At 63.8% G+C, this 15,487-nt stretch carries 12 protein-coding genes; 8 read left to right on the top strand and 4 right to left on the bottom strand.

Annotation, left to right across the window (positions count from 1 at the left end; all coding sequences use genetic code 11):
- The first annotated feature begins 73 nt into the window (after positions 1-73).
- Positions 74-1,120, top strand: a complete 1,047-nt coding sequence (gene selD, locus IB263_RS13555; RefSeq protein ID WP_244496840.1) for a selenide, water dikinase SelD — start codon at positions 74-76, stop codon at positions 1,118-1,120.
- 212 nt (positions 1,121-1,332) lie between these two features.
- Here the strand turns inward: selD and IB263_RS13550 are convergent, their stop codons facing one another.
- Complete coding sequence (locus IB263_RS13550; RefSeq protein ID WP_210338260.1) at positions 1,333-3,027, bottom strand: amidohydrolase; 1,695 nt, start codon at positions 3,025-3,027, stop codon at positions 1,333-1,335.
- Positions 3,028-3,447: 420 nt separating this feature from the next.
- Here IB263_RS13550 and IB263_RS13545 point away from each other — a divergent pair, with 420 nt between their 5' ends.
- The 7 genes from IB263_RS13545 (at position 3,448) to IB263_RS13515 (ending at position 12,767) form a co-directional block, all read left to right on the top strand.
- Positions 3,448-4,692, top strand: coding sequence for an acyl-CoA dehydrogenase family protein (locus IB263_RS13545; protein ID WP_060604527.1), 1,245 nt, complete (start codon positions 3,448-3,450; stop codon positions 4,690-4,692).
- Positions 4,693-4,731: 39 nt separating this feature from the next.
- The gene (locus IB263_RS13540; RefSeq protein WP_060604530.1) at positions 4,732-5,484 is read left to right on the top strand and encodes an electron transfer flavoprotein subunit beta/FixA family protein; all 753 of its coding nucleotides are present in this window, start codon (positions 4,732-4,734) and stop codon (positions 5,482-5,484) included.
- Positions 5,481-6,422 carry an electron transfer flavoprotein subunit alpha/FixB family protein gene (locus IB263_RS13535; RefSeq protein WP_192438600.1) on the top strand — a complete coding sequence of 314 codons (942 nt, stop codon included), beginning with the start codon at positions 5,481-5,483 and terminating at the stop codon, positions 6,420-6,422. Before IB263_RS13540 ends, IB263_RS13535 begins: the two co-directional genes overlap by 4 nt.
- Positions 6,423-6,461: 39 nt before the next feature.
- Complete coding sequence (locus tag IB263_RS13530; protein WP_060604535.1) at positions 6,462-7,457, top strand: helix-turn-helix domain-containing protein; 996 nt, start codon at positions 6,462-6,464, stop codon at positions 7,455-7,457.
- A gap of 129 nt (positions 7,458-7,586) precedes the next feature.
- Positions 7,587-9,089, top strand: coding sequence for an aldehyde dehydrogenase (locus tag IB263_RS13525; RefSeq protein WP_082572813.1), 1,503 nt, complete (start codon positions 7,587-7,589; stop codon positions 9,087-9,089).
- Positions 9,090-9,245: 156 nt separating this feature from the next.
- A complete protein-coding gene (locus IB263_RS13520) occupies positions 9,246-10,898 on the top strand; it encodes an electron transfer flavoprotein-ubiquinone oxidoreductase (protein WP_192438599.1) in 1,653 nt (550 codons plus the stop codon).
- A gap of 57 nt (positions 10,899-10,955) precedes the next feature.
- On the top strand, positions 10,956-12,767 hold the full coding sequence (locus IB263_RS13515) for a phosphoenolpyruvate carboxykinase (GTP) (RefSeq protein ID WP_089042976.1): 1,812 nt from the start codon (positions 10,956-10,958) through the stop codon (positions 12,765-12,767).
- 76 nt (positions 12,768-12,843) lie between these two features.
- Here the strand turns inward: IB263_RS13515 and IB263_RS13510 are convergent, their stop codons facing one another.
- The 3 genes from IB263_RS13510 to IB263_RS13500 all read right to left on the bottom strand — a co-directional run bounded on the left by IB263_RS13510 (position 12,844) and on the right by IB263_RS13500 (position 15,265).
- Positions 12,844-13,122: a GNAT family N-acetyltransferase gene (locus IB263_RS13510; RefSeq protein ID WP_060606140.1), complete on the bottom strand. Its 279-nt coding sequence runs from the start codon at positions 13,120-13,122 to the stop codon at positions 12,844-12,846.
- Positions 13,123-13,235: 113 nt separating this feature from the next.
- The gene (locus tag IB263_RS13505; RefSeq protein ID WP_060606136.1) at positions 13,236-14,000 is read right to left on the bottom strand and encodes an SDR family NAD(P)-dependent oxidoreductase; all 765 of its coding nucleotides are present in this window, start codon (positions 13,998-14,000) and stop codon (positions 13,236-13,238) included.
- Between the two features lie 224 nt (positions 14,001-14,224).
- Entirely contained in the window at positions 14,225-15,265 is a 1,041-nt protein-coding gene (locus IB263_RS13500; protein WP_060606132.1) for a LacI family DNA-binding transcriptional regulator, read from the bottom strand.
- Between the last annotated feature and the right edge of the window lie 222 nt (positions 15,266-15,487).

The raw sequence follows: 15,487 nt of genomic DNA, 5'->3' as shown, positions 1-15,487 counted from the left end.
CGGTCATGATCGCGAGCTGCGACAGGGCCGCCTTTGACGCAACCGTATGAAGGGAGTTCCAACCGTGAGCAGTATTTCCGCTTCTGCCGAACCGCGCCTGACCTCGCTTGCCCATGGCGGCGGCTGCGGCTGCAAGATCGCCCCGGGCGTGCTTCAGGACATTTTGCGCGGACGGGTACAACTGCCGGTCCCGCCGGAACTTCTGGTCGGCATTGAGACCTCGGACGATGCAGCGGTCTATCGCCTAAACGATCACCAGGCGGTGGTCGCCACCACGGACTTCTTCATGCCTGTTGTCGACGACCCCCACGATTTCGGCCGGATCGCCGCGACGAATGCCATCAGCGACATCTACGCCATGGGCGGAACGCCGATCTTCGCACTGGCGCTGGTCGGCATGCCGGTCAACGTGCTCTCGACGGAAACCATTGGCGCCATCCTCGACGGCGGGGCGGCGGCCTGTCGGGCGGCCGGCATTCCGATCGCCGGCGGCCACACGATCGATTCCGTCGAGCCGATCTACGGTCTCGTCGCGATCGGGCTCGTCGATCCGGCCCATCTCAAGCGCAACAGCGGAGCCGAGCCGGGTGACGTGCTGATCCTCGGCAAGCCGCTCGGCGTCGGCATCTTTTCCGCGGCGTTGAAAAAGGGCGCGCTCGATGAAGCCGGCTATATCAGGATGATCGAAAGCACCACGCGCCTCAACACGGCCGGACCCGATCTCGCGCGGCTTTCCGGCGTGCATGCCATGACGGACGTGACGGGTTTTGGCCTTGCCGGCCACGCGCTCGAAATGGCGCGCGGGTCGAACTGCCAGGTCCGGGTCGACTGGTCCGCCGTTCCCGTTCTGGAAGGTGCTTTCGATCTGGCTGCCGCCGGTTTTGTCACCGGCGCCTCCGGGCGGAACTGGGCAAGCTATGGGCAGGACGTGGCCTTTGCCCGCGAGATGGGCGCGATCGACAAGGCGCTGCTTTGCGATCCACAAACGAGCGGCGGCTTGCTCGTCGCCTGTGACCGGTCGTCCGCGCAGGCGGTGCTCGACCTGTTCGACAAGCACGGTTTCGGCGCGGCGGTGATCGGGGAAACTGTGGCCGGGCCGGCGGGATTGGTGATCGCGTAGCCTTTGGCGCTTACCCGGCCCTGCCGAGCTTGGCTGCGTCTCTCTAAGCCAAATCTCGCGTCGACCAGAGTGGTCGCAACGTCTTTCGTCGGGACGGGTTGGTCCCGGCGATGATCGGTGTATTGCGGCCGGGCTGTGTCGGCCGGAACAAGATGGATGCGGAGGCACGATCTCGCCACGCCGTGACGGTTGGGGTGCGCTTCTGACCCCGGCTATTGCTCGGCAGACCGGAGCGCGCCGGCATCGTACACAACCTTGCCGCCAAGCAGGGTCAATACCGATCGGATGGTATCGATCTCGTCGACCGGCATCGTCATGTAGGGCTTGTCGAGCACTGCGAGATCGGCGAGCTTGCCTGCGGAAAGCGTGCCGCGATCCTCCTCGGCAAAGGCGATCCATGCTGCGTTTCGCGTGTAAAGCCGCAGCGCTTCTTCGCGCGTGAGCAACTGGTCGCTCGCCTTCTGCACCGTGCCTCCAAGCGAACGGCCCGTCAGGTGGTACTCTATCGCCTGCCAGACGCCGGCGACGCCGATGCGTGTGGAGTCGGTGCCGCCGGCGACAAGCAACCCCTTGTCGATGGCAAGGCGCGTCGGTGGCGAAACGGCTGCGACAGCCGTGCCATTGGCGTCTGCGATGGCCGCCCCCTCGAAATAGGGACCCATCTGGACGGTGTAGGCGAGACCCATCTTCTGCATCCGGTCGAGGGTGGGTTCCGATCCGGTGTTGAGGTGGGCGATCGACCACCGGAGGTCGTTGAGCGGGTGCGTCTTGTGCACCTCTTCGAAGACGTCGAGGATGGCGCTCGCGGCGTCATCGGTATAGGCGTGGATCTCGATGGGGATACGCCGTTCCGCAGCGAACTGCGCGACTTTCAAGAGTTCGTCGCGCGCTTCCTTTGGCGGAGCGAAACCCGGCCCCATCTGCACGCCGTCGTTCATCGCAAAGACCAGGGATTCGCCAAGACCCAGGAAGCTCAGCGTGCCGTCGTCGTGGACGGCGGGACGGAACGACATGATTTCGCGGAACCATTCGGCTTCTTTGCCGGGATGGGCCGCCGGAATGCGGTAGCCGGCCCTCAGTGTCAGGCCGCCTTCGTCCCGGAGGGCGAAGAACGGTTCGTAGCCGGTGGCCGGCCCAGCGGAAGGGTCGATGAAGCCGGTGACGCCGACCGCGTTGAGATGCGAGAAGAAGACCTGCAGGTTCGCCTTGCGCTCGTTCATTCCAATCGCACTGAGTTGTCCGAAGAGCACGTTGAACGAGCCGATGTTGCCGAAGAGCCTGCCCGTTGCGCGGCTTTCTTCGTTGCGCTCGATCGTGATGCCGGGCGGCAGCTTCGGCGCAGCGCTGTCGAGAGCAAGCAGTTCGATCCCCTTGGTGTTCACGAGCGCGTAGTCGTAGAGATATTGCACATAGGCCGGCGTCTGCGGGAGGGTCTTGTCGAGGTCGGCGACGTCAGGCGCTCGGCGCTCGGCGAACTGGTCCGGATGCCAGGAGCCGACGACCGCGACCCACTGGTCCCTGGCACGATCCCGCGCCGCAGTCTTCAAGGCTTCAAGCGCGCTCGCAAGGCTCGTTTCGTCATGCCAGTAGGTCTCGAACGGATAAGTCTGGCCGCCGCGGATCGCGTGGATATGCGTATCGACAAGGCCGGGAATGACCGTGCGGCCGCCAAGGTCCAGGACCTCGGTATCAGGTCGCACCAGGTTCTCGATGTCCTCGTTGCTGCCGACCGCCACGATGCGGCCATCGGAAACGGCGAGCGCTTCCGCCGCCGGTCGAGCCTCGTCCATGGTGACGATCGTCCCGTTTCTGAGCACGAGGTCGGCACTATCGTTTGCCAAGGACGATTGCGTGAAAATGGCAAGCTGTGCCGCGGCGAGGCAGAAGGTCGAAAACCGGCGGATCAAGGCACTCTCCTCAACAGGATCGGTGAAACCAAACTGGCGGAGGGCGCGGGTGGTTCGCGTTGCTTTCTCCGGCAGGTGCGGCGTCGGATGGTGGCCGAGCCTCTTCGCCACGCCTGAGATAGCGGGCCTAAAAAAGATACGGACGCTACAAACCGGCGGTAGGCGCCGAAATCGAGCCACAGCGTCTTAAAAATAGGACAAGGATTTCGGCGATTGCCGATCCAGACTGCGATCGCAGGTGGAGCCGGCGAGGCGAAGGCCGGCGATCACTTGCTTCCGATGGCGCGCAGAAAGTCCACGCCGAATTGGACGATAGTCCACCAAAAGAGCACAGTTGGACCTCATCTCCACCGGAACGGCGAGCTACCAATCTGTCGGCAGGATGAGGAACCCGCCAGATCAGAACCAAGGGAGCGAGAAATGATCCACGCCGATGACGGCTCACTGTCCCAGGAACAGCGAATGATGCGCGACAGCTGCCGCGCCTTCGTCGACGACGCGGTGACGCCTTTCATTCGATCGAACTGGCAGCGCGAATGGGACATGAGCCCGGGTGAGCGGCTGCCGCGCTCGATCCTGGAGGGCGCCGAAACGATCGGCGTCCGCACGCTCGGCGTGCCGGAAGCCTATGGCGGCGTCGACCTGGAGCGCGAGACGGAGGTTAGAACCTTCGCGCTGATCTCCGAAGAAATCGCTCGTGGCGACTCCGGCCTTGCCGACAAGCTGGTGCAGAACTGGAAGGTTTCGATCCTCCTGCGCGAATTCGCGCCAAGGCACCTGCAGGACAAGTGGTTTCCGCGCCTTCTGGCGGACCCGCAGTTCCTGCTGGCCCATTGCCTTACCGAGCCGCGCGGCGCTTCGGACCGCTGGCTACCCTACAATGTGCCCGAGGCGGCGATGCACACGAAGGCCGTGCTCAAGGACGGGCACTGGGTGATCAACGGCCGCAAACAGTTCATCTCGAACGGCTTCGATGCGAGCCTCTACGTCGTCTATGCCAATACGGACTCCTCCGTCGGCATGCTGCAGGGAACCTCGAGTTTCCTCGTGCCGCGCGACACGCCGGGCCTGACGGTGACGAAATGCAACGAGACCATGGGCTGCCGTTTCATGAACAACGGCGAGCTGGTGTTCGAAGACTGCCGGGTGCCGGCGGATCACCTTCTCGTCCAGAACACAGCCCTTGGCAGCGCCGGGCAGTATTTCCGCGCCGGCAAGATCATCCAGGCGGCCAAGAACCTCGGCGTCGGCGTCGCCTGCTTCGAGCGCACGGCCGACTATGTCCAGAACTATGTGCAGGGCGGGCGTATTCTCATCAAGCACCAGGCGGTGGCGCTCAGGCTCGCCGACATGGCGACCCGGATCGAGGCGGTGCGCGCGCTGATCGAGCGGGCGTCGAGGGCCGTCGACGAGGGGCATCCGGACATGGATGTTCTTTGCAACATGGCCAAGGTCTACGCCTCGGAGGAGATCATGAAGGTCGCGACCCACGCGCTGGAACTGCATGGCGGCAACGGCGCGATGCTGGAGTTCGGCATCGAGAAGCTGTTCCGCGACGCCGCGATCTTCCTGCACATGGACGCGACCGTCGATGTCAGCCGAATGAAGATCATCAAGACCATGTTCCCGGCAACCGCCGGCAAATACGCAGGCCCCGAAAACTAGGGCCTGTCGGAGGAGTTGGCGGGCAAGGGAGGACGAAGGATGAAGATATTGGTCGCCGTGAAGCGCGTTGTCGATCCGAACGTGAAGGTGCGGCTACGGGCGGATGGCAGCGGTCTCGACCTTGCCGCCGCCAAGATGACGATGAACCCGTTCGACGAGATCGCTGTCGAAGAGGCGGTCCGTCTCAGGGAGGCGGGCATCGCCTCCGAGGTGGTCGTCGTTTCTGTCGGTCCTGAAAAGGCGACGGAGACATTACGCACCGCACTGGCGATGGGGGCCGATCGCGGCCTCCTCGTCCGGACCGAGGCGACGACCGAACCGCTGGCGGTCGCCAAAGCGCTGAGCGCCGTCGCCGGCGAAGAACAGCCGGCCCTGATCCTTCTTGGGAAGCAGGCCGTCGACGATGATTGCAATCAGACCGGACAGATGCTGGCCGCAAAACTCGGTTGGCCGCAGGCGACCTTTGCCTCGCAGCTCACCGTCGATCGCGACCGCGCCACCGTCATTCGCGAGATCGACGGCGGATCGCAGACGATCGCGCTCGCCCTGCCGGCAATCGTCACGGCGGATCTGCGCCTGAACGAGCCGCGCTACGCGTCGCTGCCGAACATCATGAAGGCCAAGAAGAAGCCGCTGGAGGAAAGGCAACCTTCGGACTACGGCCTGGTCATCGAGGAGCGCCTGGAAGTCGTCCGCCTCGAAGAGCCGCCGACAAGGGCCGCCGGCATCAAGGTGAAATCGGTGGCGGAGCTTGTCGAACGGTTGAAAACGGAAGCGGGAGTGCTGGCATGAGCGTGCTTGTCTTGGCCGAACACGGCAATGCGCAACTGGACGAGGCAACGGCAAGGGCGGTCAGCGCCGCGCTTTGCCTCGGCAATGACGTCCACGTGCTCGTCGCGGGCAAGGGGTGTCACGACGCAGCCCTGGCTGCCGCCCGTCTCGACGGCATCTACAGGGTCCTGGTCGCGGAAGGGGAAAGCCTTGCCAACCAACTTGCCGAGCCGCTCGCCGACTTGATCGTCGCCTTGTCGGGAAACTACGATGCCATCGTAGCGGCATCCACCTCGACCGGCAAGAACGTGATGCCGCGCGTCGCGGCACTGCTCGACGTCATGCAGATCTCGGACGCGATTGCGATCGATGGTCCTGACCTGTTTCGCCGTCCGATCTACGCCGGCAACATCGTTCAGACGGTGCGCTCGAAAGACCCGAAGCGCGTTCTGACGATCCGGGCGTCGGCATTCCGACCCGTGGGTCAGGGAAAGGCGAAGCCAATCGAGGTAGTCGACGTTGCGCCGGGCTCCTGCCGTTCGACATTCGTCGCCAATGCTTTCGCGGTTTCGGAGCGGCCCGAACTGACCTCGGCGCGCATCGTCGTGTCCGGCGGGCGCGGTATGGGCTCGGCAGACAATTTCGAGACGGTGCTTGCGCCGCTCGCCGACACGCTGGGGGCGGCATTGGGTGCGAGCCGCGCGGCCGTTGACGCCGGCTATGTCTCGAACGACCTTCAGGTCGGCCAGACCGGCAAGATCGTCGCTCCCGACCTCTACATCGCCTGCGGCATTTCCGGCGCGATTCAGCATCTGGCGGGCATGAAGGATTCGAAGGTGATCGTCGCGATCAACAAAGACGCGGAGGCACCGATCTTCCAGGTTGCCGATTATGGTCTCGTCGCCGATCTCTTCGAGGCGGTTCCCGAGTTGAAAGGGACGCTCGCAAGCGCGACTTGAGCAGGTGGCATCGGCACTGAGGCAAACGGGGAGGACGAGATGGCAAGGACAGATGGGCAGCCGGGCGGCGATCCGGATCAGGACGTGGACGACACCCTGTCGGCGCCCTTTCGTTCCTACGCGCTCGAACGGGCCGATGCGCCTCGCTTCCACATTCGTCTGGTCGAAAAGACACAAAGGCTCTATCCGGCGCACAAGCACGACTACTTCCAGATCGTCTATTTCATGACCGAAGCGCCGACGGCGCGCGTCGGCCTCAGATCCTACAAACCGCAGCCGGGCTCGGTTTATTTCATCGCGCCGATGACCCCGCATCAGATGCGCTTCAGCAGCGCGTCGCGGTCCGTCGTGATCTACTTCGACCTCGATTTCCTGCGGCCGGGCATCACGCGCTCTTATCCGATACAGGAACTGGTGCGCATTGCCCCCGAACTCACGCCCTTTGCCTGGCAGGGGCACATCGACTTTAACCTGGACGAAGCCCAGGCGGCGCGCGTCGAGGAGGCCTGCCGGGTGATGATCCTTGAGCATGCCGAAGATCGGATCTGCACGGGGGAGATCATTCGCGCCGAGCTGACGCTGATGCTCGGCAGGATCTGCCGGGCCTACGAGGATCGTTTCGACGAGTTGTCACCGGTTCTGCCGGCGATCGGCCGGGACAGCGGACATATGCGCCGGATCTCAGATTTCATCGCGGAGAATTACCTGCGCTCGCCGACCCTCGATCAGGCGGCCGCCTACGCCAGGCTTTCCCGCAGCCGCCTCTGCGCGCTGTTGCGGCAGCATACGGGCACCAGCTTCAACGCGCTCATCCGCGAGATGCGCATCGATGACGCGCGCGAACGCCTGGTGCTGACCGACGAGCCGATCGGCCAGATCGCCTATGCCGTCGGTTACAACGACGAGAAGTATTTCCTGCGAGCGTTTCGAAAGTCGGTCGGAATGACGCCGACGGCCTATCGGGTGAAACGGTTGAGCGACCTGGCCGTACCCGCGACGACGCGGCGCGGTCTCGGCGCGCAGGCCCGGGCCTGATGCCAACGAGCAGGAGCTAGCGGATCACACGAAACCAGCCGGACAACGGGATTGTCCGACGGACAGAGAAAAGCCTGACCGGGATGCGGTCCGGCATGTGCGGTTGATTGCAACATGGGAGGAGTAGCAATGCTTAAGAATGTCGAGGATCAGGCGCGGGCGCCGCTCCGGATGTCCGGCCTGTTCGTGGGTGGGGAATTTCTGGACGACGGCAGCGCCACCACGTTCAGCGTCGAGGAGCCGGCAACCGGGGCGACGATCGCGCATGTGACCAATGCATCGGAGGCCGACGTCGACCAGGCAGTCAGAAGCGCCCGCGGCGCCTTCCAGGCCTGGCGCGACCGGTCCCCGCGCGAGCGCGGCCAGATCCTGCGCGAAGTCGCCGCCCATATTCGCAAGCATGTGGACGAACTTGCCGAGATCGAGGCGCGCGAAGTGGGCAAGCCACGTCGCGATGCGCTCCGCTTCGACGTATCGTTCTGCCATGCCTGCTTCGACTACTTCGGCGGTCTCGCCGACACGATCCACGGCGAGATCCTCGATCAGGGACCGATCGAGGCGCGCATCAACTACGAGCCCTATGGCGTGGTGGCCGCGATTCTGCCTTTCAACTGGCCGCCGATCCACTTTTCCAAGAAGTGCGCGCCGGCGCTCGCCGCCGGCAACACCGTCGTCATCAAGCCCGGCGAGCAGGCGCCGTTGACGGTGTTGCGCCTCGTCGAACTCGCCAATGAGATCCTGCCGCCGGGCGTTCTCAACGCGGTCGCCGGCATGGTCTCCGGCCCGGCACTTGCCGCCCATCCGCTGGTCGAGCGCATCACCTTCACGGGATCGACGATGACGGGCCGGCGCGTGCTGCAGTCGGCCGCGCAGAACCTCACCTACGCCACGATGGAGCTTGGCGGAAAGAACGCGCTGATCGTGCTTCCCGATGCCGATCTCGACGTCGCGATCAACGTTGCGCTCGAAGGCATGTTCTACAATCAGGGAGAGGCCTGCACATCGACATCGCGCATCCTCGTGCACGATAGCCTCCATGACCGGTTCCTGGAGCGGTTCGCGCGGGCGACCGAGAAGCTGGTCGTCGGCGACGGACTTGATCCGGCGACCGACATCGGCGCCATGGTCGATGCCAAGCACCGCGACAAGGTTCTGTCCTATCTCGATATCGCGCTGAAGGAGGGAGCCCGCCTCGTCACCCAGGGCAGGTTGCCGACCGACGAGAGATTGAAGGACGGCTACTGGGTCGCGCCGACGGTTCTTGCAGATGTCACGCCTGACATGACCCCGGCGCGCGAAGAGATGTTCGGTCCGATCGCCAGCATCATGCGGTTTTCGACCGAGGAAGAGGCGATCCGCATCGCCAATGACAGTGAATACGGCCTGACGGCGGCGATCTGCACGACCGACGAGGCCCATGCCGGCAAGATCGCAGCCAAGCTCGAAGCGGGCATGATCTTCGTCAACAACTACATGCGCCGCGCCTTCCTCGGCTCACCCTTCGGCGGCCAGAAGGGAAGCGGCTTCGGTCGGGAAAATGCGGCGGAAACGCTGCGCGAGTTCACGCGCTCAAAGAACGTCCGGTTTCCGTCGGGCCGGGGGAGCATCCCGACCTGGCCACCGAAGGACTGAGTTCTTCCTGAACCAGATCTATTGAACCGAACCTCCAGCACGGTGACGACGCCCCGTCTTCGGCTCGTCGCCGTGCGAACTTCTAGCGGTCCTCGGCGAGGGCGGCCGTCGCGTTCCGCGCGGCTCGCCTCATTAGGGCCGCCAATTGATAGGCGCATGCAGATGGTTGAACGCGAGAGCATGGAGTTCGACGTTGTGATCGTGGGTGCGGGGCCGGCGGGTCTTGCCGCGGCGATCCGGCTGAAGCAGGTCAATCCGGAGCTTTCGGTCGTCGTCTTGGAAAAGGGCGCCGAAGTCGGTGCGCATATCCTGTCGGGCGCCGTCGTCGATCCCATCGGCATCGACCGGCTGCTGCCGGACTGGCGCGACGACGCCGACCATCCGTTCAAGACCGAGGTGACGGACGATCACTTCCTGTTGTTGGGACCCGCCGGCTCGATCCGCCTGCCGAACTTCCTGATGCCGCCGCTGATGAACAATCACGGCAACTACATCGTATCGCTTGGGCTCGTCTGTCGCTGGCTGGCGACAAAGGCGGAGGAACTCGGCGTCGAGATCTATCCGGGCTTTGCCGCCACCGAAGTGCTCTACAACGACGAGGGTGCCGTCATCGGCGTTGCCACCGGCGACATGGGCATCGAGAGGAACGGCGAACCGGGCCCGAACTTTGCCCGCGGCATGGCTCTGCTCGGCAAATACACGCTGATCGGCGAGGGCGTGCGCGGTTCGCTCGCCAAGCAGCTGATCGCCAAGTTCGATCTCTCCAGGGACAGCGACGTCCAGAAGTTCGGCATCGGCCTGAAAGAGCTCTGGCAGGTCAAGCCCGAGAACCATCGTCCGGGCCTGGTGCAGCACTCCTTCGGCTGGCCGCTCGGCATGAAGACTGGTGGCGGCTCCTTCCTCTATCATCTCGAAGACAACATGGTCGCCGTCGGCTTCGTCGTGCACCTCAATTACAAGAACCCCTATCTCTTCCCGTTCGAGGAGTTCCAGCGCTTCAAGACGCATCCGGCGATCCGCGGCACCTTCGAGGGCGGCAAGCGGCTTTCCTATGGCGCGCGTGCCATCACCGAGGGCGGTTACCAGTCGGTGCCGAAACTGTCCTTCCCCGGTGGCGCGCTGATCGGCTGTTCGGCCGGTCTCGTCAACGTGCCGCGCATCAAGGGCAGCCACAATGCGGTGCTGTCAGGCATTCTCGCGGCCGAGAAGCTGGCGGCAGCGATTGCCAGTGGCCGCGCCAATGACGAGCCGATCGAGATCGAACGCGGCTGGCGCGACAGCGCCATCGGCCAGGACCTGAAGCGGGTGAGAAACGTCAAGCCGCTGTGGTCGAAGTTCGGCACGGCAATCGGCGTTGGGCTCGGGGGTCTCGACATGTGGACCAACCAGCTGTTCGGCTTCTCCTTCTTCGGCACGCTGAAGCACGGAAAGACCGACGCGCAGTCGCTCGAACCCGCAGCGCAGCACAAGAAGATTGACTATCCGAAGCCGGACGGGGTTCTGACTTTCGACCGGCTGTCGTCGGTGTTCCTGTCGAACACCAACCACGAGGAAGACCAGCCGGTCCATCTCCAGGTGAAGGACATGGATCTGCAGAAGCGCTCCGAGCATGACATCTATGCCGGCCCGTCGGCGCGCTACTGTCCGGCCGGGGTCTACGAATGGGTGGAGAAGGACGGCAAGCAAGTCTTCGTCATCAACGCGCAGAACTGCGTGCACTGCAAGACCTGCGACATCAAGGACCCGAACCAGAACATCAACTGGGTGCCGCCCCAAGGCGGTGAAGGCCCGGTCTATCCGAACATGTGAGTTCGGGAGGCGGGCCGCGCGGACCGAATTCATTATTGCCAAGCGAGAGACGCATCCATGCAAGACCCGACTGTCATAACCAACCCCGTTCTCAGCCAATGGATCGACGAGGTTCGGGCCCTGTGCGAACCGGATCAGGTCCATGTCTGCGACGGCAGCGATGCGGAATACAGGCGTCTGTGCAGCACCCTTGTCGCCGCGGGCACCTTTATCCGGTTGAACGAAGCGAAGCGCCCAAACTCGTTCCTCTGCCGCTCCGATCCCGGCGATGTCGCCCGCCTCGAACATCGCACTTTCGTCTGCACCTCCAGTCGGGAGGACGCAGGGCCCACCAACAATTGGGCAGATCCGGCCAGCATGCGCGTCGAGCTTTCGCGATTGTTCAAGGGATCGATGCGCGGGCGCACCATGTATGTGATCCCGTTCTCCATGGGGGAACCCGGCTCGGACCTTGCGATGATCGGGGTTCAGATCACCGATTCCGCCTATGTCGCGGTCAGCATGAAGTTGATGGCGCATATCGGCCTGCCGGTCCTGCGCGCACTTGGCACGCGCGAATTCGTGCGCTGCCTGCACTCGGTCGGAGCCCCGCTCGCGCCCGGCGACCGCGATGTGCCGTGGCCCTGCAACGCGGAGCACAAATATATTGTGAGCTTCCAGGACGACGGCTCGATCGCATCCTTCGGTTCCGGCTACGGCGGCAATGCGCTTCTCGGGAAAAAGTGCCTGGCACTGCGCACGGCCTCGCTGAAGGGCCGACAGGAGGGGTGGCTTGCCGAGCACATGCTGATCATGGGCGTGGAGGATCCCACTGGGAAAACGACCTATGTCGCGGCCGCCTTTCCGTCCGCCTGCGGCAAGACCAATTTCGCCATGCTTCTGCCGCCCGAGGGTTTTGCGGGATGGAAGGTCAAGACGGTCGGCGACGACATCGCCTGGATCCGGCCGGATGCGGACGGCAGGCTGCGGGCCATCAATCCGGAAACGGGCTTCTTCGGGGTTGCCCCGGGCACCAACGAGAAGACCAATCCCAACATGATGGCGGCGATCGCGCGCGAGACCATCTTCACCAATTGCGCGCTGACGCCCGACGGCGACGTCTGGTGGGAGGGCTTGACGGAGGAGGCGCCGCCGGCGTTGGTGGACTGGCGCGGTCTCGACTGGACGCCTCAGGCCGGTCGCCCGGCCGCGCATCCGAACGCCCGTTTCACCGTTTCGCGCGACCGCTGCCCGAGCATGGACCCATCGGCCGCGCACCCCGCCGGCGTGCCGATCTCGGCCTTCATCTTCGGCGGGCGGCTTTCCCACACTTTTCCGCTCGTCTTTGAGGCAAGGGACTGGCGCGAGGGCATCTACTGGGCGGCAACGCTGGGGTCGGAAGCGACGGCGGCCGCGGAAAATCAGGCCGCGACCCGGCGCGATCCCTTCGCGATGCTGCCTTTCTGCGGCTACAACATGGCCGACTATTTTGCCCACTGGCTTTCGATGGGCGACCGGCTTGTGAATGCGCCGGCAATCTTCCGCGTCAACTGGTTCCGGCGTGACGAGGACGGTGCATTTCTCTGGCCGGGCTTCCGGCAAAATATGCGCGTGCTCAAATGGATCGTGCAGAGGACAGAGAGGACTGGCGGCGGAAAAGCCACGTCGATCGGCCTTGTGCCGGGCTATGACGACATCGACTGGCATGGCCTCGACTATGACCGCCAGACCTTCGACGCGCTGATGAAGCTCGATCCGGCCGAACTCGCCAAGGAGCTGCAAAGCCACGACGCCTTGCTGCAGTCCTTCGGCCAACGATTGCCTCCGGAGCTTTTCGCGATCTGCCGCGCCCTGCACGATGGGGTTGACCAGACGCCGCCTCAAGACTGAGGTGCCCGGGCACGCCGCCCCGTCATCCAGCCAGGCGGTGGTCACGGCCACCGTCTGGCTCAGCATTGCCGGGCGTTCAGCCGTCGAGAAGCGCCATATATTCGGGGTGTTTGGCCGCAAAAGCGGCCATAAACGGGCACTTGGCGATCACCCGTGCGTTTCGCGCGCGAAGAATGTCGAAGACGCCGGTCGCAAGCCGCGTGCCGATCCCCTGTCCCGACAGGGTCTGCGGCACTTCCGTGTGCGTGAGAACGACCCGGCCGTCCTCCAGCCGATAGTAGGCAACGGCGATCTCGTCGCCGATCGGCAGCTCGAATCGAGACGCCTGAGTGTTATCGATGACCTTTTCGACCATTTCGTCCCTACCTTCCTGCAACCGTTATCCGCGCCGTCGCTGTGCCCTGGACTATAGGAGGGACGAGACATCCGCGCGACCACTCTGTCGCGCGGATGCGGAGTTCTGTGGTCTCAGAGCGCCCGGCCGCCATCCACCTGGATGATGTGGCCGGTCGAAAAGCCGAGCAACGTCGCGCTCGCCAGGATGGCGGCGGCGATGTCGTCGACTTCGCCGATGCGGCCGAGCGGGGTCGAGGACGCGACCTTGTCGTTGAAGTCCGAGCCTCGCCCGGGGACGAATTGCGTGTCGACGACACCAGGAGAAACTGCAAGGACCCGGATTTCCGGGGCAAGGACGCGGGCGAGCGCCTTGGTCATCACGTCGATGCCGGCCTTGGCGGCGCAATAGGCGATATTTGAGCCAATACCGGTGAAGGCGGCGATCGACGAGATGGAGACGACGAGCCCGTCGCCGGATTTTTTCAAAAGTGGCGCGAAGGCGCGGATCGCCGCGAATTGGCTTCGCCAGTTCACCTTGAAGATGTCGTCGATCAGTTCATCCGTCAGCGCGTCGAGATCCCGGTGGGCGATAGGCTTGGTGAAGCCCGCGGCGTTGACCAGCACATCGAGCTTGCCGAATTTCTGTTCGATGGTGCGGGCAAGGTCGCCAAGAGCGCAGGAATCCGTGATGTCGACGGCATATCGGGCATGACGTTCAGCGTTCGCAAGGGAGGAAATCACCGCGTCCGCGCTTGCGGCCCCCTGTTCACGCGGCGTGTGGGTGATCAGCACGGTCGCTCCCGCGTCTGCAAACAGGCGCCCTGTCGCGGCGCCGATTGCGCCGTTTCCGCCGATGACGAGAACTGTCTTTCCAACCAAGGACCGCGGATACGCCATAAGTTCCTCCCTCTTGACGTGATGTCTTTCAAGCCGACGGAAACGTCCGCCCGGCAATTTGACGGTTGATCGATGCGACCTTAGGGCAATCGATTGCACGAAACAATAGGCAATCGATTGCATAAAGGTTCGCGGCGGACGCCCGCGCAGAGGCGTTCGCAGGGGAAAAGCGGTGAGAAGGGGCCGAAGCCGCCGATCCGTCGCGAACTGCCGGCTGGCGATTGTCAGCGCTTCTGCGCTGCCACCGGTCCCGTGCTTTCGCGTTCCAGGAGCTCCACCGGCAGCACGGTCTCGAGCGGAATGTCGTCGTCCGCGCCGGCATTCATCAGGCGCAGCAGGATCGATGCGGCGGTGATGCCCGCATCATACTGCTGGATGCGGACGGTGGTGAGCCTTGGACGCGCGAGTTGCAGGAACGGCATGTCGTTGAAGCCGCTGACGGAAATGTCCGATGGACAGTCGAGGCCGTTTTCCCGCAAGACGTCGATGCAGCCGAGCGCCAGGCGGTCGTTTGCGCAGAGCACGGCGGTAAAGTCGTATCCGGAGGCGAGCAGCTCGCGCGAGCAGCGGGCGCCTTCGTCCTCGTCGAAGCGCATGGCGGTGACGATGAGCTGCGGGTCGATGTCGATCGACATTCTCTCGGCGGCGTTGCGGAAGGCGGCCAGGCGTAGCTGCCCGGTCGAGAGATCCTGCGGCCCGGCCAGATGCGCGATCCGCCGGTGGCCGAGTTTCGTCAGGTGGCGCAGCATTTCGCAGATGCCCATGTCCTCGTCATTGATGACATAGGGGATGTTCGAATTCTCCACGCGCCGGTTCAGCGTCACTACCGACAGGCCGTCCTGGGCAGCCTTGGCGATCGAGGGGTCGCTTCTGAGCACCGCTGCATGGATAAGTCCGTCGACACCCCGATCGCGCAACACTTCGAGAAGGCGAACCTCGCGCTCGCGCTCGCTGTCGGTGTTGACGATGATCGACGCATAGCCGAGCGGTTCCAGAACGCTTTCGATCCCGCGCAGGATCGGTGGGAAAATCGGGTTGGTGATATCCGGAATGACGACGCCGACCGTCATCGTCCGGTTGGTGCGAAGCCCGAAGGCGATGCGGTTGGGGCGATAATCCAGACGTTCCGCCGCGGCCTGGATCTTCGCCACGACCTCTGGCGTGATGCTCTTGCGCTCGGTCGGGTCAAGGGCGCGCGATACGGTCGACACATGAACGCCGGTCGCGCGCGCAATGTCCTTCAGCGTGGTTCGTTTCTTCTGCATGTGTCACCTCTCGCCTCCATTTAAAATCCTGCCGGAGGTTTTGCAATCGTTCGCATGGATGCTTGACAAAGCGCAAACGGTGCGCATAATCGCCCATGTGCAATCGTTTGCATATTCAGTTTGCGGCAGAGCAGTTGAGGAGCTGGCCTGCCGTCGATCGAACAGTGCGCAAGTGTCGTCCGGCGTGGCCGGGCGATTTGTTTTTCGCTTCAATGCAAACGA

Source organism: Ensifer sp. ENS03, from assembly GCF_014852035.1.
Taxonomy (GTDB): domain Bacteria; phylum Pseudomonadota; class Alphaproteobacteria; order Rhizobiales; family Rhizobiaceae; genus Ensifer; species Ensifer adhaerens.
The sequence above is the reverse complement of the archived record's forward strand: the minus strand, read 5'-3'. Positions and strand labels throughout refer to the sequence as shown.